Origin of the sequence: Thermobifida alba (genome assembly GCF_023208015.1) — a bacterium.
In the GTDB taxonomy this organism is placed as follows: domain Bacteria; phylum Actinomycetota; class Actinomycetes; order Streptosporangiales; family Streptosporangiaceae; genus Thermobifida; species Thermobifida alba.
On record NZ_CP051627.1, the window covers coordinates 4,269,693 to 4,291,598 of the forward strand.

The following is a 21,906-nucleotide window of genomic DNA, read 5'->3' on the forward strand; positions in this document are numbered from 1 at the left end:
GTCGTGCGCCGCCGCCGGCGCGCCGCCTCCGACGCTCTTTACCTTAGGTCAGTTCCTCGGGTATGTTGTTGACCGACGGTCAGCAGCGGGGTGGGGAGACGGCACGCATGGTGGACGGACCGGCACGACCGGAACGGGTCGCCTTCGACTCCGGCGGCACCACGTGCGCCGGAGTCCTGCACCGGCCCCCCGGTGCGGCCACCGGGCGGCAGCCGTGCGTGGTGATGGCGCACGGCTTCACCGGCACCGCGGACCGACTGGCCCACTACGCACGGCGGTTCGCGGACGCGGGCCTGACCGTCCTCGCCTTCGACTACCGCAACTTCGGCGCCAGCGGGGGACAGCCCCGCCAGCTCGTCGACATCGACGGGCAGCAGGAGGACTGGCGCGCCGCGATCCGCTTCGCCCGCTCCCGCGCCGACCTCGACCCCGACCGCGTCGCGCTGTGGGGGTCGTCGCTGGGCGGCGGGCACGTGCTGTCCGTCGCCGCCGACGACCCCCACCTCGCCGCGGCCGTCGCGCAGATCCCCTGGCTCGGCGACTGGCGCACCACCGGCGACAAACTCCGCTCGCTGACCGACCCGAGCACGCTCAGACTGGCCGCGGCCGCCGTGCGCGACCTGCTGCGCGCCCGACGTGGCAAGGACCCGATCCTGGTCAAAGCCGTCGGCGAACCCGGCGACACCGCGATGTTCACCGACCCCCACGCCCGGCGGGCGCTCGACGTGAACGACACCGAGGACACGCTGTGGCGCAACGAGTTCGCCCCCAGGGCCGTGTTCGACCTGACCCGCTACGAACCCGGTGCGGTGGTCGACCGGATCACCGTCCCCGTCCTGGTCTGTGCGGCGGAGGGGGACCGGGAGGTCCCGTTCGACCACCTGACGAGGGTGACGGCGCGCAACCCCGGGATCCAGGTGCGCGGCTACCCCGGGCGGCACTTCGAGATCTACCGGGGCGGGGCCTCCCACGAGCGGGCCGTCGCCGACCAGATCGCGTTCCTCCGCCGCCACCTGCTGCGGTGAGGGCGACGCCGGCGGGCGGTGCGTGCGGGACAGGGGCCCGACGGCGTCGGCTCCGGAGCTACTCCACGTCCTCCGGTTCGCGGTCCTGGAGGCGGATCTCCAGCACGATGTCGACCTCGTCGCCGATCAGGCGGCCGCCCCAGGGCAGTTCGCCGCCGTCGCTGATGCCGAAGTCCGACAGGCGCAGCACCGTGCTGCCGCTGAAGAAGTGGCCGTGCCCGTGCTCGGCGCCCAGGTAGTGCGGGGCCTCGCCGACCCACTGGCAGTCCAGGGAGACCGGCCGCGTCACCCCGTGCAGGGACAGGTCCCCGTGCAGGACGAACGCGTTGGCCTTGCGGTCCGCGTGCTCCTCCACGCCGGTGCTGACGAACCGCGTCCGCGGGTACGTCTCCGCGTCGAGGAACTCCGCCGAGCACAGGTGCGCGTCGCGGGCCCGCACCCCGGTGTTGAGGCTGCCGGTCTCCACCGTCACCTCCACCGTGGAGTCGAGCGGGTCCTCGGCGACCACCACCGTCCCGCGCGCCCGGTTGAGGGTGCCCTGGACGCGACCGAAACGCAGGTAGTGGGCGACGAAGATCAGATTGGAGTGCAACGGGTCCAGATACCACGTCCCCGGACGGGGACCCACCTGCTGTGCGTTCTCCACCTGTACGGTCATGGTCTGCTTTCTGATGACGAGGTGAACAGAGGGCGGACGTCCGTTAGCGAGTATGCCGGTGGGTGGACGGACCCCCCGATCGGGGCGGGAGAACGCGGTCCGACGCGTGCGGGCCGCCCCGCGAACGGAGGCGGCCCGCAGCACGGACGGACAGTCGGCTACATCTGCTCGGGGGCCCGCACGCCGAGCAGGTCCAGGCCCTTGACCAGGGTGGCCAGGGTGACGGCGGTCAGCGCCAGCCGCGAGGCGCGCACCTCGTCCCGGTCGGCCTTGAGGACCGGGCAGGCCTCGTAGAAGGCGGTGAACGCCTGCGCCAGGTCGAACAGGTAGGCGCACAGCCGGTGCGGTTCCAGGGTGTCGCCCACCTGGGCGACGGTGGGACCGAAGCCCAGCAGCTTGAGCGCCAGGGCGCGCTCGGCGGGCTCGGTGACCAGGACCGGTCCGGCGGCTTGGGCCGGGTCGACCCCGCCCCGGCGGAAGATCGACCGGATGCGCGCGACCGCGTACTGCAGGTAGGGGCCGGTGTTGCCGTTGAGCGCCAGCATGCGGTCGAAGTCGAACACGTACTCGGTGTCGTGCGCGATCGACAGGTCGGCGTACTTGACCGCGCCGATGCCGACGTCGCGGGCGATCGCGGCGCGCGTCTCGTCGTCCAGGTCGGGGCGGGTCTCCGCGACCACCGCGGAGGCGCGCTCCACGGCCTCGTCCAGCAGCGCCATCAGCCGGATCGGCGCGCCGCTGCGGGTGCGCAGGATCTTGCCGTCGGAGCCGAGCACGTTGCCGATCTGCACGTGGATCGGCTCGGCGTCGCCCAGCCACCCGGCCTGCCGAGCGGTCTCGTACACCATGCGCAGGTGCAGGGACTGCGGGGCGCCGATGACGTAGACGATGCGGTCGGCCTTGAGCTGCTCGACCCGGTACTTGATGGTGGCCAGGTCGGTGGTGGCGTAGCCGTACCCGCCGTCGCTCTTGCGGATGATCAGCGGCACCGGCTTGCCCTCGCGGCCGGTGAAGCCGTCGAGGAACACGCACAGCGCGCCGTCGCTGACCACCGCCAGCCCCTTCTCGGACAGCTCGTCGCAGATCGGGCCGAGCATGTCGTTGTAGGTGCTCTCCCCGGCGAGGTCGTCGTCGGTGAGGGTGACGTCGAGCCGGTCGTAGATCCGGTTGAAGTAGACCTTGGACAGCCCGATCAGGTCGTGCCACAGCCGCAGCGTCTCGGCGTCGCCGCCCTGCAGCGCCACCACGCGCTGCCGCGCCCGGGCGGCGAACTCCTCGTCGCCGTCGAACTTGGCGCGCGCCGCCTGGTAGAAGGCGTTGGGGTCGGTCTTGAGCAGCGCGGCGTCGGCGGAGTCCTCACCGACCTCCAGCAGGTGCTCGATGAGCATGCCGAAGGGGGTGCCCCAGTCGCCGATGTGGTTCTGCCGGATGACGTGGTGGCCGAGGAACTCCAGGGTGCGGGCCAGCGCGTCGCCGACGACGGTGGTGCGCAGGTGCCCGACGTGCATCTCCTTGGCCACGTTCGGCGCGGAGTAGTCGATCGGGATGTTCTGCCGCTCCTGGACGGGCGTGCCCAGCCGGTCGTCGGAGAGCAGGTCCTGGACCCGCTCGGCGATCCACTCGTCGCGCAGCGCCAGGTTGATGAAGCCCGGTCCGCTGATCTCGACCTCGCGGCAGACGTCGGCGACGTCCAGGTGCTCCACGATCGCGGTGGCGGCGTCGCGCGGGGAACGTCGCAGCTGCTTGGCCAGTGCCAGCGCGACGTTGGCCTGGAAGTCGGCGAACTGCGAGGGACGGATGACGGGGTCGGCGTCGGCGTACTCGGAGCCGAAGGCGGCGCCGAGCGCGGACTGCACCCGTCGGGCGAGAACTTCTTGCGGATCGGCCATGCCCACAGCTTAGTGAGTGCCTTCCACTGGATGGTCGTGCGCGGTGGCCCCGGGCCCGGTCGGCGGGCCGCTACGGGGAGCCGTCGCGGCGGGGCGGGGCGTGCGGACGCCACACCCGGGCCGTGGCCCAGGCCAGGGCCGCCGCGGGCAGCAGGGTCAGCGCGTACCAGGGCAGCCGCCACCACGGGGAGACGGTGTCGGTGGGCGCGGCGGGGACCCGCCCCGACACGGTCGGGGTCGTGGCCAGCGCCCACGCCAGGAACGCGTCGCCCACCGGCAGCGTCCCGCCCAGGTAGCGGCGCTGCCCGCGCCACTCCACCGCCATGCCGGCGGCCTCGGCGAAACCGGTGAGCGCGGCGGCCGTGGCGGTGTCCTCGGCGAGCACGGCGTCGGCGAGGGCGACCGTGCTGGCCGACGCGGACAGGCCGAACACCAGCGGGCCGGAGTCGACGTCGCCGGGGGAGTCGTCGCCCCGGGGGTACTCGCGCACGCCCGGCAGCATCGCGACGTCGGAGGCGAACAGTTCACGGAAGACCGTGTAGTCGGCCGCCGCCCACTCGGGGTCGAGTTCGAACAGGAAGCGCAGCAGCAGCGCCTGGGAGGAGCCCCGCGCCCCCTCGACCACGCGGCCGTGCACGGCGTCCACCCGGTGCGGGACGAGCCCGGTCGCGGGGTCCAGGCGGGCGCGCACCTCGGTCATCCACACCCGGAACAGCGGCGCGTAGCGGTCCTCCCCGGCCAGGTGGTCGCGCAGCCGCAGCGCCGCCATGGCCACGACGCTGTCCACCGGCCACGCCTGCCCCGGGTAGGCGGCCAGGAACGGGGTGCCGCGGGCGAGGGAGGACTCGAAGGCGGCGGCCAGCTCCTCGGCGGCGGTGTCGAGGGCGGCCATCTCCTCGGGCGCCCGCTCCGGTCCGCCGGCCACGGCCACGGTCTGCCCGCGCAGCCAGGCGCTCCAGCCCGCGTGGAACACCCCGTAGGCGGGGACGGTCGCGGCGGAGAACGGCGCGGTGCCCGCCGGGGAGTACAGCCGCTCCAGGGCCCAGCGGGCCTCCTGCAGCGCCCGGTCCCGCAGGCCGGGGTCGCGCTGGGCCACCGACAGCCAGGTCAGGCCGTACAGCGCGTGCGTGAAGAAGTAGCCCTCGGGGAACAGCGCCTGCATGTCCGTGCCCGCTCCCTCGTCCAGCGCGTCCCGGAGGAACGCCAGGCGGGGCAGCACGTCGGCGACCACCTCGGCGTCGGTGCGCTCCAGCGGGGACGGGGTGTGGGAGCGGACGCTCGTCAGGGTCGCGGCGCCGGTGACCACGACGGTGGTGAGGGTCAGCAGCAGCGCCGCGGCGGTGCGGGCGGGGGAGCGGCGGGGAGGTTCGTCGGGCACCCGCCCAGCATGCCGTCTCACGGGGGGTGAGCGGAACCGTGCACCGGGAACGGATCGCGGCGCGGGGCCTCACTCCTCGGCCGGGTTGAGCCGGTGCAGCCAGGACGGGGTGCGGCTCACGCCTGCGACGCCGCGGCGGATCTGGTCGGTGATGCGGCCGACCACCAGCTGGTGGGCGAGCAGGCAGGCCTGGGCGATCCCCTGGGCGCGGCTGGCGCCGTGCGCGATGACCACGGTCCCGTTCAGGCCGAGCAGCACCGCGCCGCCGTAGGTCTCGGAGTCGAAGCGGGCCTGCAGCTCCCGCAGCGCCCGGCGTTGGAACAGGGCGCCGAGCCGCGCCAGCGGACTGGAGGTGAGCGCCGCGCGGATCTCCTCGAAGGCGAAGCTCACCGCGCCCTCCACCGACTTCAGCGCCACGTTGCCGGTGAACCCGTCGGTGACGACCACGTCCACGAGGCCGGCGAGCAGGTCGTGGCCCTCGATGTTGCCGCGGAAGTCCAGGCGGGGCTCCTCGGCGGCGTGCGCGGACAGCAGTTCGGCCGCCCGGCGGGCCAGTTTGTTGCCCTTGCCGGGTTCGGCGCCGATGGTGAGGATGCCCACCCGCGGTTCGGCGATGCCGTGGCCGGTGCGCGCGTAGGCCGCCCCCAGGTGGGCGAACTGCACCAGCATCTCCGGTTTGGCGTCGGCGTTGGCCCCGGCGTCCAGCAGGACCGTCGGCGTGGGACGGGTGGGCAGGACCAGGGCCAGTGCGGGGCGCAGCACGCCGGGGAGGGTGCGCAGGCGGACCGTGGCGGCCGACACCACCCCGCCGGTGGAGCCGGCCGAGACCAGTGCCGCCGCGGTGCCCTGCCGGATCAGTTTGCAGCCCACCGCGACGCTGGAGCGGGCGCGCCGCCAGGCCGCCAGCGCGCCCTCGTGCATGGCCAGGGCCTCCTCGGCGTGCACGATGGGGAGCTCCCGGGCGGCCTGTTCGGCGGCGACCAGCGGGGCCAGTTCGGCGGTGCGTCCCACCAGGACCAGGCGCAGGCCGTGCTCGCGGACGGCCTGCGCCGCGCCCGCGACGACCTCGCGGGGCGCGTGGTCACCGCCCATCGCGTCCACCGCGATCAGGGGCGGCGGGGCGGAAGAAGACCGCTGGGCGGTGGCTGCGCTGCTCATGGGGCTCCTCGTGCGGGCGGGGCGCGGCGGCGGACGGCTCCGGTGCACCCCCGGGGCCAGGGTATTCCGCCTGGCCGGGGAGCGGGGCGGCGAGACAGGGGTCCCGGCACGGAAGGTACCGTCGATAGATGGGGGGAAAGCTGGGAAATCACTGTGTTTCCCGGATAATGCCGTACTCGGAATTCTCACCTCAGAAGGGGACGAATAGGGTAAGGAGTCTGCCGGAATCGGACTCCGCACGTGACGAGGGGCAACGCGGCCCCTGTCAGCCCCCTGGACCGCGCCGACAAGGTCAGCGGCGAGTCCGATATGCGCACAGAGTGCGACCGCAGTGTCACGCAGAGTCGGCCGACCGCTTGACTGCGTGACATGTGACACGAGAGGAGACGCGTGAGCTTGACGCACGACATGGCACCCCAGGCGTCCGCCGGCCGCCGCTTCCGTGCCTACACGTCGAAACACCTCGACGAGCTGACCGCTCGTGCGGGATTCGGGGACGAGGAGCGGCTCGCGATCCGCGCGGTGGCCACCGTCCTGCCGTTCCGGGTCAACTCCTACGTCATCGACGAGCTGATCGACTGGGACGCGGCTCCCGACGACCCCATCTACCGGCTCACCTTCCCGCAGGCGGACATGCTCCCCGAAGCGGACGTGGCGAGGATCGCCGACCTGCTGCGCCGGGACGCCCCCCGCCAGGAGATCAACCGGGCCGCCAACGAGGTGCGGGCCAGGCTCAACCCCCACCCGGCCGGGCAGCTGCAGCTCAACCTGCCCAAGATCGGCGAGGAGCCCATGCCGGGTGTGCAGCACAAGTACCACGAGACCGTGCTGTTCTTCCCCAAGCAGGGGCAGACCTGCCACTCCTACTGCACGTACTGCTTCCGCTGGGCGCAGTTCGTGGGAGAACCCGACCTGAAGATGGCCACCGACGAGATCGACCGCTTGGTGGCCTACCTGCGCCAGCACCCCGAGGTCACCAGCGTCCTGCTGACCGGCGGCGACCCGATGATCATGGGTGAGGCGGTGCTGCGCCGCTACATCGAACCGCTGCTCGAGGTGGAGACCCTGGAGTCCATCCGCATCGGCACCAAGTCGCTGGCCTACTGGCCGCAGCGGTTCGTCACCGACCCCGACGCCGACGACACGCTCCGCCTGTTCGAGCAGGTCGTGAACGCCGGCAAGAACCTGGCGTTCATGGCGCACTTCTCCCACCCCCGGGAGATGGAGCCCGACATGGTGCAGGAGGCGGTGCGGCGCATCCGCGGCACCGGCTCGGTGATCCGCACCCAGGCCCCGCTGATCCGCACGATCAACGACGATCCCGAGACCTGGGCGAGCATGTGGCGCACCCACGTGCGGCACGGGATGATCCCCTACTACATGTTCGTGGAGCGCGACACCGGACCGCAGGACTACTTCGCGGTACCGCTGGCGGAGGCCTACGAGATCTTCCGCAGGGCCTACAACAGCGTCTCGGGACTGGCGCGGACCGTGCGCGGCCCGTCCATGTCGGCCACCCCCGGCAAGGTGTGCGTGGACGGCGTCACCGAGGTCAACGGCGAGAAGGTGTTCCTGCTCCACTTCATCCAGGCGCGCGACCCCGAACTGGTCAACCGGCCGTTCTTCGCCAAGTACGACGAGAAGGCGGTCTGGCTGTTCGACCTGAAGCCGGCGCTGGGCGCCACCCGGTTCCCCTACGAGACGGAGCCGGCCGTGGACGGTTCAGAGCCGGCCACCGGAGCGCATCCCTGACCGACGCGGACGCGGTCCCGACCCTCTGGAGAAGAGGAGTCGGGACCGCGCCGCCCTCCCGGGCCGCCTGGGCCCGCGGTGCGACGGAACGTCGCGGGCCAGGTCGGCGGCGCCGATCAGACCCGCCTCGTTGCCCAGCGCCGCCCGCACGATCCGCGCCTCGGGGCGGTGGCCGCGGCCGGTGAGCGCGCGGCGGAAGTGGGCGCGCGCGGGCGCGAGCAGCAGTTCGTCGGCCTCGCACACCCCGCCGCCGATGATGAACAGCTCCGGGTCGAAGGCCGCGGCCAGGTTGGCCAGTCCCGCGCCCAGCCAGGCGCCCATGTCCTCCAGCAGTTCGACGCAGGCGCGGTCGCCCTCGCGGGCCAGCGCGGTCACCAGCGGACCGGTGATCCGGGCGGGGTCCCCGTCCGCCGCCTCCAGCAGCCGGGAGGCCGTCAGCGAGTGCGCCGCGGCCAGTTCCCGGGCCTCGCGGGTCAGCGCGTTGCCGCTGGCGTACTGCTCCCAGCAGCCCCGGTTGCCACACTCGCAGCGGTGCCCGTCGGGCACCACGACCATGTGGCCGAACTCTCCGGCCAGACCGTGCCGCCCGCGGCGCAGCGCGCCGTCGATGACGATGCCCCCGCCGATCCCGGTGCCCAGGTTCACCACGACGACGTCGCGCACCCCGCGCCCCGCCCCCATACGGGTCTCGGCCCAGGCCGCGGCGTTGGCGTCGTTCTCCACGACCACGGGGAGCCCCAGGCGGTCCTGGAGCGACTCCCGCAGCGGCTCGTCCCGCCAGGACAGGTGCGGGGCGAAGAGCACGCGGGTGCGCCGCTCGTCGACGAATCCGGCGGCGCCGACGCCGACCGCCCGGATGCGGTGGCCGCGGCGCAGCTGCTCCACGAGGTCGACGATGGTGTCCTCGACGACCTCGGGGGCCTTGCTGCGGTCCGGCGTCTCGGTGCGTAACCGGGACAGCACCCGGCCGGTCGGGGTGACCACGCCCCCCGCCACCTTCGTGCCGCCGATGTCGATGCCGATGACGAGTCCGCGCAGCCGACGGCCCGCTGTCTGAGTGAAGACCACGCAGAGTGACCCTAGTCGAGGTGGCCCACCGGTTGGTCACGCCGGTCCGGGAGGGCGGGCAGCACCCGGTCGAGGACGGGCGCGGTCTCCAGGACGAGGTCGTGGCGTCCGGCGATGAGTTCCTGGAAGCGGATCTTGGCGCGGATGAGCGGACGGCGCAGCCGCTGGTCGCGGCGGACGGCGGCGGCGAGCTTGGCCGATCCCTCCGGGTAGCGCCACCGCGCCCACGGGGAACCGGGGACGGCCAGGCGCACCGCGGCGACGATGCTGATCACCGGGATGAAGACCCCGATGATCCCGCTCCAGATCTTGCCCTTGAGCAGGCTGACCGCCGCGCCCGCGAAGTTGACCACGATGAGCGCGGCCATTCCGGCCTGCGCGAACGCGGCGCCCGGCGCGGCGCCCCAGAACTCGCTCCACCCCACCGGGCGCAGTCCGGTCAGCAGCAGCCCGCTCAGGGCGATCGCCACGAACACCGCGTCGACGGAGGTGCGCCCCTGCTCGGTCCAGTACACGTCGCGCAGGTGCAGGATCAGCGCGAACTCGTCGAGCACCAGCGCGGAGCCGAACCCGAACAGGGCTGCCGAGACTGCCAGGGCCGCCCCGTCGCGGTCGGTGATGAGCAGCCCGGAGACCCCGCCGACCAGCATGAACGCCACCCCGAAGACGACGTGGTGGATGTGCAGGCCGCCCGGGGTCACGTTGCCGGGCCACCACCGCACCTGGGCGCGGATCATCCGCACACTGCAGCGGATCAGCAGGAAACCGGCCACGAACGCGACAAAGAAGCTGAACAGCGGCAACCGGCCGGTGGCCACGATGTGGACGGCGAACCAATCGCTCACACATGCCTCCTTCGTCCGGGACGGGCGCGGTCGACAACCAGGGGAGAGGGGAGTACGGGGGCGCGCGGCGCACCCGCGGGCCTGTCGGACGGAGGGGGGCACGTCCGGCCGGGAGTCCCGGTGGGTAGAGGCAAGTGTACGGTCGGCGGTTCTCCTCGGACACCCCTGCTGTCCTGGAAACCCTCCGGAGGGCGCGGGGATTCCGCGCGGCCGGGGACGAGAGCCGGATCACGGCGGCGGTGGGCGGCGGCCGCCGCCACGCGGAGTTTTGCCCGAAAATACCGAACGCCGTTCTAGTTTTTTGGACCCCGTCTCTGTAAAGTGCGCCACATGGAACTGAACGGAGTAGCCGCCCTCGTGTCCGGCGGGGCGAGCGGTCTGGGAGAGGCAACCGTCAGGGAACTGGCGTCGGCGGGGGCGACCCCGGTCGTCGCGGACCTCAACGCCGAACGCGGCGAGGCCCTGGCCAAGGAGGTCGGCGGCGTCTTCGTCCGCACCGACGTCTCCGACGAGGAGCAGGTGCAGGCGGCGGTGCAGGCCGCGGTGGACACCGGCCGGCCGCTCCGGGCGGTGGTGTCCTGCGCGGGCATCGGCTGGGCCTCCCGCACCGTGGCGCGCGACGGCACACCGCACGACCTGGCCTCCTACCGGAAGGTCATCGACGTCAACCTGATCGGCACCTTCAACCTGGTGCGGCTGGCCGCCGCCGCGATGGCGAAGACCGAACCGGTCAACGAGGACGGCGAGCGCGGCGCGATCGTCAACACCGCGTCGCTGGCGGGCATCGAGGGACAGATCGGCCAGATCGCCTACTCCTCCTCCAAGGGCGGCATCATCGGCATGACCGTGCCCGCCGCGCGCGACCTGGCCGCGATCGGGGTGCGCGTCAACACCATCGCGCCCGGCATCCTCGACACCCCCATCTACGGCCAGGGGCCGGAGGCCGAGGAGTTCAAGCGCCGCCTCGCCGCGCCGGTGCCGTTCCCCAAGCGGCTGGGCACCCCGGCGGAGTTCGCGCGGCTGGCCCGTGCACTGCTGGAGATCAGCTACATCAACGCCGAGGTCGTGCGCATCGACGGCGGCCTGCGCATGCAGCCGAAGTAGGGGGCGACAGCGTGGCCGACGAAGTGCTCTACGAGGCGGCGGACGGCGTCGCCGTCATCACCATCAACCGGCCCCGGGCCAGGAACGCGGTGAACCGGGCCGTGGCCGAGCAGATCGCCGCAGCCCTGGACGACCTCGACTCCCGCAGGGACCTCACCGTCGGGATCATCACCGGGGCGGGCGGCACCTTCTGCGCGGGCATGGACCTCAAGGCGTTCCTGGCGGGCGAGGTGCCGATCATCGAGGGGCGCGGGTTCGGCGGCTTCGCCCAGCGCCCGCCGAAGAAGCCGCTGATCGCGGCGGTCGAGGGCTACGCGCTGGCCGGAGGGTTCGAGGCGGTGCTCGCCTGCGACCTGGTGGTCGCCGCCGAGGACGCCCGGTTCGGCATCCCCGAGGTCAAACGCGGCCTGGTCGCCGCGGCGGGCGGACTGCTCCGCCTGCAGCACCGCATCCCCCGCAACATCGCCATGGAGTTCGCGCTGACCGGCGACTTCGTCGAGGCCCCGCGCGCCGCCCAACTGGGGCTGGTCAACCGGATCACCCCCAGCGGCCAGGCGCTGGAGGGGGCGCGGGAACTCGCCGCGCGGATCGCGGAGAACGCCCCGATGGCGGTCGCCGTCTCCAAGCGCGTCATCGTCGAGTCCGACGACTGGCCGGGCGAGGAGCGGTGGCAGCGGCAGGACGACATCGTCAGCCAGGTCTTCACCAGCCATGACGCGGCCGAGGGCGCGGCGGCCTTCGCGGAGAAGCGCAAGCCCGTCTGGAAGGGCGAGTAGCCCGCACAGCAGCACGGCCGTGCCGCGACGGCGGTGGGTGACCACCCCGTCCACGGCACGGCCGCTGTCATGCGGTCACCTGAGCCGGTGCCGGACCGGGCGACGGCGGCGGCTGCCCGCGATGAGCGCGGCGCCGGCGAGCGCCACCGCGCCGGCGATCGCGGCGAACGCCATCGTCTCCACGCCGGTCACCGGCAGGGACCCGCCGCCCGACGGGGGACGCGTGGGCGACACGGTCGGGCTGTGCGTCGGCGACCCGGTGGGACTCTGTGTGGGCGACGCGGTCGGGCTGTGGGTCGGGTGGTGCGTCGGGTGATGGGTCGGCCGGTGCGTGGGTCGGTGCGTCGGGTGGTGCGTGGGCCGGTGGGTGGGCGACGCGGTCGGGCGGTGCGTCGGGTGGTGCGTCGGGTGGTGCGTGGGCCGGTGGGTCGGGTGGTGTGTCGGGTGGTGCGTGGGTGAGTGGGTGGGCCGGTGGGTCGGCCGGTCGGTGGGCGACGCGGTGGGCCGGTCCGTCGGCCGGTGGGTCGGCCGGTGCGTCGGGTGGTGTGTGGGCGAGTGGGTCGGCCGGTCGGTGGGCGACGCGGTGGGCCGGTCCGTCGGCCTCCCGTCGGGCGAGCCGAGGATCTCCTCGTCCAGTCGGGTCGCTGCGGGAGGAGGCCACTCGGCAGGCCAGGAGGCGTCGGGACCGTGCGGGACCGCGGGGCCCGCGACTGCTTCCCATCCCCCCGACGGAAGGTCGAACTCCGGCGTGGCCGGAAGGCTCTCCGCCCGCCCCGAGCAGTTCGCGGCACTGGACCCCACGGAGGACTCGGCGAAGCACTCCCACTCGGTGACCCCCGAGGCGTCGTGGACCAGCACCGTCGACGGATCGGTCGCGGGTTCGCCGACCGGATGGTCGGCCGTCTGCCAGGCCAGGAACGATATCGCGGAGAAAGCCAGGGCGGCCGACAAACCGGACGCCACGATTCCCCTCACCAGAAGACTCAACCTTCCCCCCAGGAGTGAGCGCTGCCGATCGCGCACCCCGGGGATCCCGGGTGCGCAATCCAAACAACAATCCGTGGAGGGAAGATCTGAAACCCGCCGCGCGGCACCCTTACCCAACCATTGGCCTCGCCGCCCCAGTCTTGACCAGAGGATGATCTGGACAGAAACGGCCCGTGAACCGCCGTTCCGCTCCCGTCCGTGGCACGATCGTCCCGTTGTCCGGACCTTCCCACGGTGTCGGCTTCGAGTTCGAGAGGCGTGTGATGGCGCAGAGCGTTCCCGCGTTCGTGGACCAACTGGCTGCCTGCCGGCGTTCGGCGGTGCATCTGGAGATGCGTGACGTCTACGCCGTCGGCGACGAGGTGGACGACTTCGAGGCGTGGAAACGCGGTCACCGCACTGACTGGAACGACCGCTCCACCTGGTGGCATCCCTTCTACCAGGCCGTCGCCGACGCCGTGGCCCGCGGCGTGGTCGTGCGTCGAGCCCGTGTGGTGTCGGAGCCGGTGAGCGAGTACATCCGCTACGAGCACCACATCACCCGGGCCAACGTCATCGCCGGAGAACAGGTGCGCTGGCTGCCCCGCCGCCGTGCCACCGACCTCGCACTGCCCGGCAACGACTTCTGGCTGTTCGACGACCGGCTCGTGCGGGTCAACCACTTCAGCGGCGACGGCGTCCTCCTGGGGCAGGAGATCATCGACGATCCGGCCGTGGCGAAACTCTGCACCACCGCCTTCGAGGCGGTGTGGGACCGGGCGATCCCCACGAGGACTACCAGGTCTGAGCGCCGGATCCGGACAGCCAGGCATGCCCTCGTCCCCGTCGTCCAGCGCCCAAGCTGCACGCCAAGCTGTGGCGGCGCGGCTCAGGGAACTGCGGCTGGACGCCGGTCTAACCGGGCATGACCTGGCTGTCCGCTGCGGTTGGCACAAGGCCAAGACGTCCCGGATCGAGAACGCACGTACCCCACCTTCCGACGCCGACATCCGTGCTTGGTGCACGGCCTGCGGGGCGGAGGACCAGATCGCCGATCTCATCGCCGCATCCCGCACCGCCGAGTCGATGTACGTGGAGTGGCGACGCAGACAGCGGACCGGGCTACGACGACTCCAGGAGTCCTACGTTCCGCTGTATGAACGGACCACCCGCTTCCGCGTCTACTCCCCAGACATCGTTCCCGGCTTCGTGCAGACCCCCGCGTACGCCACTGCGCTGCTGTCCGCGATCACCGAGTTCCGGGGTATTCCCAACGACGTTGCCGAAGCGGTCCGGGCACGCATGACCCGCTCCCGAATCCTTCACGACGGGAAGCGCAGATTCGCGTTCCTCGTGGAGGAGTCGGCGCTGCGCTACCGCATCGGCGATGCCGAAATCATGTCTGAGCAGCTCGACTACCTTCGCTCCACGGCGTCGCTGCCAAATGTTTCTCTGGGGATCATCCCCTTTACTGCGTCTCGGCGCATGTGGCCACTGGAGGCTTGCTACATCTTCGACGACCGCCTGGTGCAGGTGGAGTTGCTGACAGCAGAGGTGACGGTCAGTACCCCCACCGAAGTCGCCACTTATGTGAAGGCTTTCACCGAACTGCACCGGCTCGCAGTCTACGGGCAGCAAGCCAGGGCTCTCATCACGTCCGCGATCAACACCCTCGACTGAGAATCAGTGCAACCTCATGCAACTTCGTTGAGGCACGGCAGCACGCCTCTTTAGCGTCGTTATGTAGGCGGTCGCACACCACCGGTGCACATATCAGTGTCCGAGGGCTCCCTTCTGCCTGCGCCTGAGAGGAGAACAGATGGACCGCAATGACCACGGCGGAGAGCTGCTCGTGGCGGTAGAGGAGATCGCCGTCGCTCGCAGTCGGGGGGAACAGCCTTCAGACGGTGGCGGAACCGGCAGGTCCGACCTGAACGACAACGCCCACCACTAGGAGAAGGCCGGACAATGATCGCTGACCTGATCAGCGACCGCCTGGGCGGGGATTCCTTCCCCGCCCAGGTTCTGGGTCGCGAACACAGAGTGTGGAAAGCCCCCGAAGAGGATCGGGACGCCCTCTCCCACTTGCTGACCTGGGACGCATTGAACCATCTGCTGGCCACGCATCGGTTGAATCCGCCTCGGTTGCGCCTGGCGCTCGACAACTCCTCGGTGGACGTCTCCGCCTACTGCGAGCGCCGCATCTACCGGCGGATGCCTGAATGGCAGGCGCCAGTCCCGCACCTACTTCACAAGCAACTGCGGGAAGGAGCCACGCTCGTGTTGGACGCGATCGACGAGATGCACCCGCCGATCGCCCGGATGACTTGTGCTCTGGAACGTTGGCTCAGCACCCGTATCCAGGTCAATGCCTACGCATCGTGGACCGCCAAGGAGGGCTTTGGAGTCCACTGGGACGACCACGACGTGATTGTCCTTCAAATTTCGGGCCGTAAACGCTGGCGCATCTACGGAACGACCCGCGAGGCACCACTCCACTACGATGTGGATTTCGCCACCGACATCCCTGAAGCACCGATCGACGAGTTCGTCATGGAGGCTGGGGACATCCTCCACGTACCACGTGGATGCTGGCACGCTGCCGCTGCCTCCGAAGGAGAACCCAGTCTGCACCTCACCTGCGGGTTGACGACCACGACCGGGGTCGACTTCTTGGCTTGGCTGAGTGGAGTCCTGCGCGAGCACGTCCACGTCCGCCGGGATGTTCCCCGCTTCTCCACGCCCGTAGAGCAGCGGAAGTGGGCTGCTGAACTCTCCCAGATCCTCTCCGACCATCTCGCCCGTCCCGACATCGTCGAGGAGTACCGGACCTATCTGGACACGACTGCCCAGGCACGTCCATCCTTCTCTCTTCCAACGGCTGTTGTCGGAGAACTGGATGCCCGGACTCCGATCAGGCTGGCGTCGCACCGTGCCCGTCTGGAGGGTGGCCCCGATGGAACTGTGGTCCTGGCAGCTCAGGGGCGACGCTGGACGCTGGCTGGTGTGATCCGTCCCGCCTTGGAACAGTTGGCGAACGGTGCGGTGTCGGATGCGGTCAGTCTTCACGGGATTGTTCCCGACATCCCTGTCGCAGCCTTGAGGAGCACCTTGGAGAGGTTGCTTCACGACGGAGTGTTGACCATTGCCGAGACACCGCGGAGCGCGAAGCCGTGAACTGCCTCCTCGGGCTGGGAACCTACCGCTGCCGTGACGTCCGGAAAGCTGCCGGCATCGCGGCAGCGGCAGGCTGTCCTCTCATTGATACTGCCCCTGTCTACGGAAACGGTGCGGCCCAGCAGCAGTTGGCTCCTGTGCTAGCCGCGTATCCCAAGCTGCGGGTGTCCACGAAGATCGGCCACATGACGGTGCAGCAGGCGAGGCGAGCTGTGCGAGCGGGAGCGATTCGACAAGAGGAGGTCCACAACGGCCACAGCATTCATCCCGACTACGTCGACTTCCAACTGCGGGAGAACATCGCCGAACTCGGAAGACCAGCTATCGACCTCGTCTACCTGCACAATCCTGAGCGTTTCGGGGACACCGATCCCGAACTGTTGCACACCGCGCTTCGATCCGCTTTCGAACGCTTGGAAAAAGCCTGTGCGGATGGAGTCATCGATGGATACGGCGTAGCCACTTGGTCGGGGTTCAAGGACGGTGCTTTCACCGTGCCGCGGTTGGCGAAGTTGGCGCAAGAGGCTGCCGGGAGTCCCGAGACGGGACTGACCGCCGTCCAGCTCCCGGTCAGCCTCGTGGAGATCACAGCGATGGAAGAGGCGGTCCACCAGCGGGGACCAATTGTTGAAGCGGTTGATCGAGGCTTGGAGGTGTGGGCGGCGGCTCCACTGCACGGCGGTGAGCTTGTCAGCCTGGTCAATCGAAGTCTGGCCGACTTCATCGCTCCGGGAGTGCCCCCGGTGGTTGCAGCCTTGATGGCGGTTGCCGCTACACCGGCCACGGGGTCCTGGTCTCAACCAGTACTCGGGAACACTGGGACACCGCGTTGGCGGCAGTCGCGCGTCCCTCGTTGGATGACGACAAGATAAGGAAACTCTGTGACCTCCTCACTCGCGGCTGACCACGGAGACGGATCGCTGACAGCAGCGCTGGAGCGGGCTTGCGGAGTGCTCCAGTTCGCGCCTGCGGGCAACAATGGTTCTGTGGTCTACGGGCACGGCGGGCGGTCGCTCGGCTGTACCGTCATCGACGCCGACGGTCGCCTGCGATGGCTGCGCTTGGTTTTCGCCAGCCGACGGGGCGGCAAACTGTGGGATGGCCCTTATTCGGCAGACCAAGCCCTGCCGGACACCCTGCCCCGGCCGCATCTGGTGGACAGCTATGAGTGGTCCGAGGGACAGCGGTGGTATCAGGCCACGGTATGGACCTACTTGGCCCAGCCGGTCATCAGCCCCAGTCCTGACTTGGCCTGTCCGGTCGATCTGGATGACGCCTGGTGGAGCCAACTCGTCGACGCCATGACCGTGCTCGCCGAGGTTGAGGTTCCGCGTAAGCGCTTGGTGCTGACACAGGACTACATCCACCGCATCGGTGCCTTTATCCCCGACGTTGTCCGGCTCGGCTTTGACACCACGGTGCGCCGTTGGTGCAGTGCCCACGGCGACCTGCACTGGGCCAACCTCACCCGTACTCCACTGGCCATCTTGGACTGGGAAGGCTGGGGACTGGCTCCTGCAGGGTTCGACGCAGCCCTGCTGTATGCCTACACCCTGGCAGTGCCCGAGACCGCCGCCCGTGTCCGCACTGCTTTCGCCTCTGTCCTGGACACTCCCGACGGGCTGCTGGCCGAACTGGTCGCAGCCGCCACCATCGTCCAAGCCGGGCAGCGCGACCCCGTCCACGCCCGTCTCGCCCCGCTCGTCCTCGACCATGCCCGGGTCCTGTTGCGTCGATGAGGGGGCTGTGCCTCGTCTGCCGCAGGGGCGTCGGTGAGCTGATTCTCGATGCCGCTTGTTGGGCTGTGTCGCACACCGTGAGTATGGACGCGGGTACCTCAGGCCCCGACGGCTGCTCAAGAACACCCCGATCGGCTCCTGAGGAGGGGACGGGCTGACGGCAGGCTCAAAAACCTGTCGTCTTGACCGCTTCGACGAAGGCGCTCCACTCGGCGTTGCCGAAGGTCAGGTGGCCGAGGCAGGCGTTCTTGGAGTCGCGGACGGCTGCCCCTGTCCTCGGGGCCGCCACCTCCACACAGTTCGCGGAACCGGTGCTGAAGCTGGACTTCACCCAGGTCATCGTCTCGTCAGAGTTGCGACGAGCGCCGGAGCGCGTCAAGTGAACTCCTTCAGGATCTTCTCGGTGAGCGTGCGCGATTCTCTCGGCGAGAGTTTCGGGTCTCCCCGGAGAACCATCCGGCTAGCGGTCGGACCCTTCCTGTTTCAGAACGGCGAGGAAGCATTCCCAGGCAGTGCCCGAAACGACCAGTGACAGGCCGTCGAGGTTGTTCGTGTCACCGATCTCGACGCGTTCACCGTCGAGAAGGCGGACACGCACACATCCCTGAGGGCCGCTGTAACTGCTCTTACGCCAGGTTCTGCCAAGTACCATGTCAGGCTTCCAGGTGGTCGATGGTCTGTTCGATCAGTCTGCGGGACTCCGTGACGTCCAACGCCTGATCAACCAAATCGTTCCACGCTCGCTCATATCGGGCGACATCGGACTCGTCCTCGACGTAGACGGTGCTGGTCATGAGTTCGACCTGGACCACGGTGAGGCTGGGTAACTCCAGCAGTGTGTAGGAACCCGTCATCGAGGCATGCGGTCGGCTGGGCTGCCGCAGAACCTGGAGCGTGACGTTCGGCATCTGGCTCTTGACGAGGAGGTGCTGCAACTGCCGGGCGAACGTTGCGGGTGTGCCCACAGGCTGAGTCAGTATCGCCTCGTAGAGCACTGCGTGGAGATGCAGGGGGCCGTTCTGGCGTTCAAGTACGCTCTGCCGGTTCATACGGGCTTCGACAAACTGCTCCAGTTCCTCTTCTGTGTGGTGCTGTTTGAGCGCCCTGCCGAGGTCAACGGCGTACTCACGGGTCTGTAGCAGTCCTGGAACGTACTGCATCTCCCAACTGTTCGCCCGACGCGCGCTCGCTTCGAGTCTGACCAGGTCGATGTAGCTGGGGGCGAGGCGGTCGGCGTATTCGACCCACCAACCACGCCGCTCCTGCTGGATCTCACTGGCGACAGCGAGAATGCGCTCCCGGGTCTGCGTGTCGGTGACGCCGTAGGCGTCGAGGATCGGTGGGAAGTCCCTCACCGGAAGAACGACCTGTCCATTCTCCAGACGGCTGATGGAAGGAGCCGAACGCCTCAGCACCTTGGCTGCTGAGGACAACGAGGAGTGTCCCGCGGCCAGACGCATTTCCATGAGGCGTTCACCGAGCCACCGCTGACGGACAGAAGGACCAGAACTGGCTTCGCTCACGTGCTTCCTCCTCGACAGCGGCTTCAGTGTGCCAGATCGCTACTGCCGGGCCACACCAGCGTCGGGTAGGAACGGAGGTTTTTCTTGATGAAATATTGCATGAAGAAATTTTATCATGCACCATGAGATCACTCTGAGTGGCTCAGGCGGCTGCTCGCTGTACTCGTGGAGGAGGAGTCGTGGACGGTGCAGATCACGGTGCCCTGGCCCGATGGCGGTTGCCGGTGCCGGATGACGTGGTGGTCGCGCGACAGGTGGCGCGGGTCTACCTGGAACGGTTCGGGCTCGGCGCCGAGCGGGCTGACCAGGCCGAACTGGTGGTCAGCGAACTCGTGACCAACGCGCTGCGGCACGGGGCCGCACCGGTGGAGCTGCGGGTGTGGCCGTGTCCACTGCGGTGCGTGGTGGTGGAGGTCCGCGACGCCAAGGACTGCCCCCTGCCCCTGCCCTCGCCCGTGGCACCGTGGGATCTCACTCCGTGGACCGAGTCCGGACGGGGATTGGCGCTGGTGACCGAGTTGAGCGGCGGCTACTGCGGAACCGTGCCCCTGGCTGCCGCGGGCAAGAGCGTGTGGGCTGCCTTGGCTGCCGACTCCCCGCTGGTGTGTCCCCGTGCTCTGACCGCCTTCGTGGACTCCCGAGTCCGCTCCGACCTCCCGGGCCTCCCCTGACCGTGTGCCGCACCGTCCGGTCCACCCCGAACACGGAAAAAGCCCCGGCGGGTGCACCCGCACCCCCGGAGCGTGGTCAGCAATCTCGGGAGCTTGCCGACATGCCGCATCCAGTCGCCCGTCTGGTCCGTTGGCTGAGCCAGGTCTTCGGGCCGCACCGCCCCGGCCGCCATGCGCGCGGCCGACTTCCCCTTCCCGTGCCGACGCCGCCGAACGCTTCCCGTCCGCCCAGTTCCGCGCCCGCGCCGCAGGAACCCGCACACCGGCTGGACGCCGACGAGGTCGCGCTGGTCCGCCCCTACCTGGTCCACCACGAGCGGGCCCTCGCCGCCCGGCGGTGCCGCTCCGCGCGCGTTTCCGGCCCCGGTGGCCTGCAGCCCTCCGAACCCGTGTCAGTCCCGGGACAACCAGGGGAGTTCGACGAACTCGCCCGGCTCCTCCGGGAGCTGCTGGCGGCCTGACACCGGCCCCGCCGGGAGGTCCCGGAGCGCGGCCGCGGGAGCCCGCGGGGGAGAGAGGGGACCGGGAAGTCCTCCCACCGCTTCCCGGTCCCCGGGAGAGGGTCAGATCCGGCGCCACGCCTCCGTGAGCACCTCGCGCAGCACGCCCTCGATCTCGGCGAAGTGCTCGGGGCCGCAGACCAGCGGCGGGGCGAGCTGCACGACGGGGTCGCCGCGGTCGTCGGCGCGGCAGATCAGGCCCGCGTCGAACAGGGCGGGGGAGAGGAACTCCCTGAGCAGGCGGTGCGCCTCCTCGTCGGTGAAGGTCTCCTTGGTCTCCTTGTCCTTGACCAGTTCGATGCCGTAGAAGTAGCCCTCGCCGCGCACGTCCCCGACGATCGGCAGGTCCAGCAGCTTCTCCAGGGTCGACCGGAACACCGGCGCGTTGGCCTGCACGTGTCCGATGAGGCCCTCGCGTTCGAAGACGTCCAGGTTGGCCAGTGCCGCGGCGGCGGCCACCGGGTGCCCGGCGAAGGTGATGCCGTGCAGGAAGGTGTTGCCCGCCTCCTGGAACGGCTCCATCAGCTTCTCGCGCGCGATCAGGCCGCCCATCGGCACGTAGCCGGAGGTGACGCCCTTGGCGAAGGTGATCATGTCCGGCAGGTAGTCGAACCGCTGCGCGCCGAAGTACGCGCCCAGCCGTCCGAACGCGCAGATGACCTCGTCCGACACCAGCAGCACGCCGTAGCGGTCGCAGATCTCGCGCAGCCGCTGGAAGTACCCGGGCGGCGGCGGGAAGCAGCCGCCGGAGTTCTGCACCGGCTCGACGTAGACGGCCGCCACGCTCTCCGGGTCGTTCTGCAGGATCGCCTCCTCGACCTGGTCGGCGGCCCAGCGTCCGAACGCCTCGGGGTCGTCGCCGTGCACGGGGGCGCGGTAGAAGTTGGTGTTGGGCACCTGGATGGTGCTCGACACCAGCGGTTCGAACGGGGTCTTGATCGCCTGGAGCCCGGTGATCGACAGCGCGCCCATGCTGGTGCCGTGGTAGGCGATGCGGCGGCTGATCACCTTGTGCCGGGTGGGCTGGCCGATGAGCTTGAAGTACTGGCGGGCCAGCTTCCAGGCGGACTCCACGGCCTCGGAGCCGCTCGTGGTGAAGAAGACCCGGTTGAGGTCGCCCGGCGCCAGGTCGGCGAGGCGGTCCGCCAACTCGATGGCGGTGGGGTGGGCGTAGGTCCAGATCGGGAAGTAGGCCAGCTTCCGGGACTGCTCGGCGATCGCCTCGGCGATCTCGGCGCGGCCGTGCCCGACCTGGGAGACGAACAGGCCGGCGAGGCCGTCCAGGTACCGTTTGCCGTTGACGTCGTAGACGTAGGGGCCCTCGCCCCGCGCGATCACCGGGACGTCGGCGTCCTGGTACGTCGCCATTTCGGTGAAGTGCATCCACAGGTGGTCCCTGGCCGCCTGCTGGAGCTCGTTCGCCGCGAGTCCGCTACCTGACCGCACTGTCACTTGGTTCCCCCAGAGCTGCGTTCCAGCGGAGGAGCGGCCGACCGGCGGCGCCCTCCGCGCAGAGAGTCGGGAGCGCGTGATGCCCCCAATGAAATAGTTGCATCCAAAGCGGACATGTCAAGTATTAGTCGTGAAATCCAATGTTTACGACGGAATCCCTTGTCTTACGGTGGGGGTTCTGCCACTGTTTCCGTAACAGCCCTGCGTCTGTCGTGACGCAGTCGA

At 70.0% G+C, this 21,906-nt stretch carries 22 protein-coding genes; 11 read left to right on the plus strand and 11 right to left on the minus strand.

The genetic code is table 11. From position 1 onward, the window contains the following. Positions 1-107: 107 nt before the first annotated feature. Positions 108-1,025, plus strand: coding sequence for an alpha/beta hydrolase (locus FOF52_RS19080; RefSeq protein ID WP_248591281.1), 918 nt, complete (start codon positions 108-110; stop codon positions 1,023-1,025). A gap of 58 nt (positions 1,026-1,083) precedes the next feature. Here FOF52_RS19080 and FOF52_RS19085 read toward each other — a convergent pair whose 3' ends face one another. From FOF52_RS19085 to plsX, 4 genes are all read right to left on the minus strand, one after another. Next, the gene (locus FOF52_RS19085) at positions 1,084-1,683 is read right to left on the minus strand and encodes a YceI family protein (RefSeq protein ID WP_248591282.1); all 600 of its coding nucleotides are present in this window, start codon (positions 1,681-1,683) and stop codon (positions 1,084-1,086) included. A gap of 158 nt (positions 1,684-1,841) precedes the next feature. Then, positions 1,842-3,572, minus strand: a complete 1,731-nt coding sequence (gene argS, locus FOF52_RS19090) for an arginine--tRNA ligase (RefSeq protein ID WP_248591283.1) — start codon at positions 3,570-3,572, stop codon at positions 1,842-1,844. A gap of 70 nt (positions 3,573-3,642) precedes the next feature. Then, complete coding sequence (locus FOF52_RS19095) at positions 3,643-4,950, minus strand: hypothetical protein (RefSeq protein WP_248591284.1); 1,308 nt, start codon at positions 4,948-4,950, stop codon at positions 3,643-3,645. A 69-nt stretch (positions 4,951-5,019) separates the two neighbouring features. Beyond that, positions 5,020-6,108 (minus strand): phosphate acyltransferase PlsX, encoded by a 1,089-nt coding sequence (plsX, locus tag FOF52_RS19100; RefSeq protein ID WP_248591285.1) that lies wholly within the window; start codon positions 6,106-6,108, stop codon positions 5,020-5,022. 408 nt (positions 6,109-6,516) lie between these two features. On the opposite strand from plsX, the gene FOF52_RS19105 reads away from it, so the two are divergent. Next, positions 6,517-7,860 (plus strand): KamA family radical SAM protein, encoded by a 1,344-nt coding sequence (locus tag FOF52_RS19105; RefSeq protein ID WP_248593935.1) that lies wholly within the window; start codon positions 6,517-6,519, stop codon positions 7,858-7,860. On the opposite strand, the gene FOF52_RS19110 is transcribed toward FOF52_RS19105, so the two are convergent. Further along, the gene (locus FOF52_RS19110) at positions 7,831-8,928 is read right to left on the minus strand and encodes an ROK family glucokinase (protein WP_248591286.1); all 1,098 of its coding nucleotides are present in this window, start codon (positions 8,926-8,928) and stop codon (positions 7,831-7,833) included. The genes FOF52_RS19105 and FOF52_RS19110 overlap by 30 nt on opposite strands. Positions 8,929-8,939: 11 nt before the next feature. Beyond that, on the minus strand, positions 8,940-9,773 hold the full coding sequence (locus FOF52_RS19115; RefSeq protein WP_248591287.1) for a hypothetical protein: 834 nt from the start codon (positions 9,771-9,773) through the stop codon (positions 8,940-8,942). 330 nt (positions 9,774-10,103) lie between these two features. Here FOF52_RS19115 and FOF52_RS19120 point away from each other — a divergent pair, with 330 nt between their 5' ends. Then, a complete protein-coding gene (locus tag FOF52_RS19120) occupies positions 10,104-10,877 on the plus strand; it encodes an SDR family NAD(P)-dependent oxidoreductase (protein ID WP_248591288.1) in 774 nt (257 codons plus the stop codon). A gap of 11 nt (positions 10,878-10,888) precedes the next feature. Next, positions 10,889-11,653: a crotonase/enoyl-CoA hydratase family protein gene (locus FOF52_RS19125; RefSeq protein WP_248591289.1), complete on the plus strand. Its 765-nt coding sequence runs from the start codon at positions 10,889-10,891 to the stop codon at positions 11,651-11,653. 75 nt (positions 11,654-11,728) lie between these two features. Here the strand turns inward: FOF52_RS19125 and FOF52_RS19130 are convergent, their stop codons facing one another. Beyond that, positions 11,729-11,887 (minus strand): LPXTG cell wall anchor domain-containing protein, encoded by a 159-nt coding sequence (locus FOF52_RS19130; RefSeq protein ID WP_248591290.1) that lies wholly within the window; start codon positions 11,885-11,887, stop codon positions 11,729-11,731. A 968-nt stretch (positions 11,888-12,855) separates the two neighbouring features. Here FOF52_RS19130 and FOF52_RS19135 point away from each other — a divergent pair. From FOF52_RS19135 to FOF52_RS19155, 5 genes are all read left to right on the plus strand, one after another. Next, positions 12,856-13,548, plus strand: a complete 693-nt coding sequence (locus tag FOF52_RS19135) for a DUF6879 family protein (protein WP_341849697.1) — start codon at positions 12,856-12,858, stop codon at positions 13,546-13,548. After that, complete coding sequence (locus tag FOF52_RS19140) at positions 13,496-14,299, plus strand: helix-turn-helix domain-containing protein (RefSeq protein ID WP_248591291.1); 804 nt, start codon at positions 13,496-13,498, stop codon at positions 14,297-14,299. Before FOF52_RS19135 ends, FOF52_RS19140 begins: the two co-directional genes overlap by 53 nt. Before the next feature lie 288 nt (positions 14,300-14,587). Beyond that, the gene (locus FOF52_RS19145) at positions 14,588-15,796 is read left to right on the plus strand and encodes a cupin domain-containing protein (protein WP_248591292.1); all 1,209 of its coding nucleotides are present in this window, start codon (positions 14,588-14,590) and stop codon (positions 15,794-15,796) included. Continuing rightward, entirely contained in the window at positions 15,793-16,668 is an 876-nt protein-coding gene (locus FOF52_RS19150) for an aldo/keto reductase (RefSeq protein ID WP_248591293.1), read from the plus strand. The genes FOF52_RS19145 and FOF52_RS19150 overlap by 4 nt, the downstream gene beginning before the upstream one ends. Before the next feature lie 9 nt (positions 16,669-16,677). Then, entirely contained in the window at positions 16,678-17,535 is an 858-nt protein-coding gene (locus tag FOF52_RS19155; protein ID WP_248591294.1) for a phosphotransferase, read from the plus strand. Between the two features lie 166 nt (positions 17,536-17,701). Here FOF52_RS19155 and FOF52_RS19160 read toward each other — a convergent pair whose 3' ends face one another. The 3 genes from FOF52_RS19160 to FOF52_RS19165 all read right to left on the minus strand — a co-directional run bounded on the left by FOF52_RS19160 (position 17,702) and on the right by FOF52_RS19165 (position 19,058). Then, complete coding sequence (locus FOF52_RS19160; RefSeq protein WP_341849698.1) at positions 17,702-17,914, minus strand: DUF397 domain-containing protein; 213 nt, start codon at positions 17,912-17,914, stop codon at positions 17,702-17,704. An 81-nt stretch (positions 17,915-17,995) separates the two neighbouring features. Continuing rightward, positions 17,996-18,187: a DUF397 domain-containing protein gene (locus FOF52_RS22215; RefSeq protein WP_425265503.1), complete on the minus strand. Its 192-nt coding sequence runs from the start codon at positions 18,185-18,187 to the stop codon at positions 17,996-17,998. 1 nt (position 18,188) lies between these two features. Continuing rightward, positions 18,189-19,058: a helix-turn-helix domain-containing protein gene (locus FOF52_RS19165; RefSeq protein WP_248591295.1), complete on the minus strand. Its 870-nt coding sequence runs from the start codon at positions 19,056-19,058 to the stop codon at positions 18,189-18,191. A gap of 179 nt (positions 19,059-19,237) precedes the next feature. Between FOF52_RS19165 and FOF52_RS19170 the strand changes: the two genes are divergently transcribed. Both FOF52_RS19170 and FOF52_RS19175 read left to right on the plus strand, forming a co-directional pair. Next, a complete protein-coding gene (locus tag FOF52_RS19170; protein WP_248591296.1) occupies positions 19,238-19,729 on the plus strand; it encodes an ATP-binding protein in 492 nt (163 codons plus the stop codon). A 197-nt stretch (positions 19,730-19,926) separates the two neighbouring features. Then, positions 19,927-20,190, plus strand: coding sequence for a hypothetical protein (locus FOF52_RS19175; RefSeq protein WP_248591297.1), 264 nt, complete (start codon positions 19,927-19,929; stop codon positions 20,188-20,190). A 102-nt stretch (positions 20,191-20,292) separates the two neighbouring features. Here FOF52_RS19175 and FOF52_RS19180 read toward each other — a convergent pair whose 3' ends face one another. Then, complete coding sequence (locus FOF52_RS19180) at positions 20,293-21,681, minus strand: aspartate aminotransferase family protein (protein WP_282573709.1); 1,389 nt, start codon at positions 21,679-21,681, stop codon at positions 20,293-20,295. Positions 21,682-21,906: the final 225 nt, after the last annotated feature.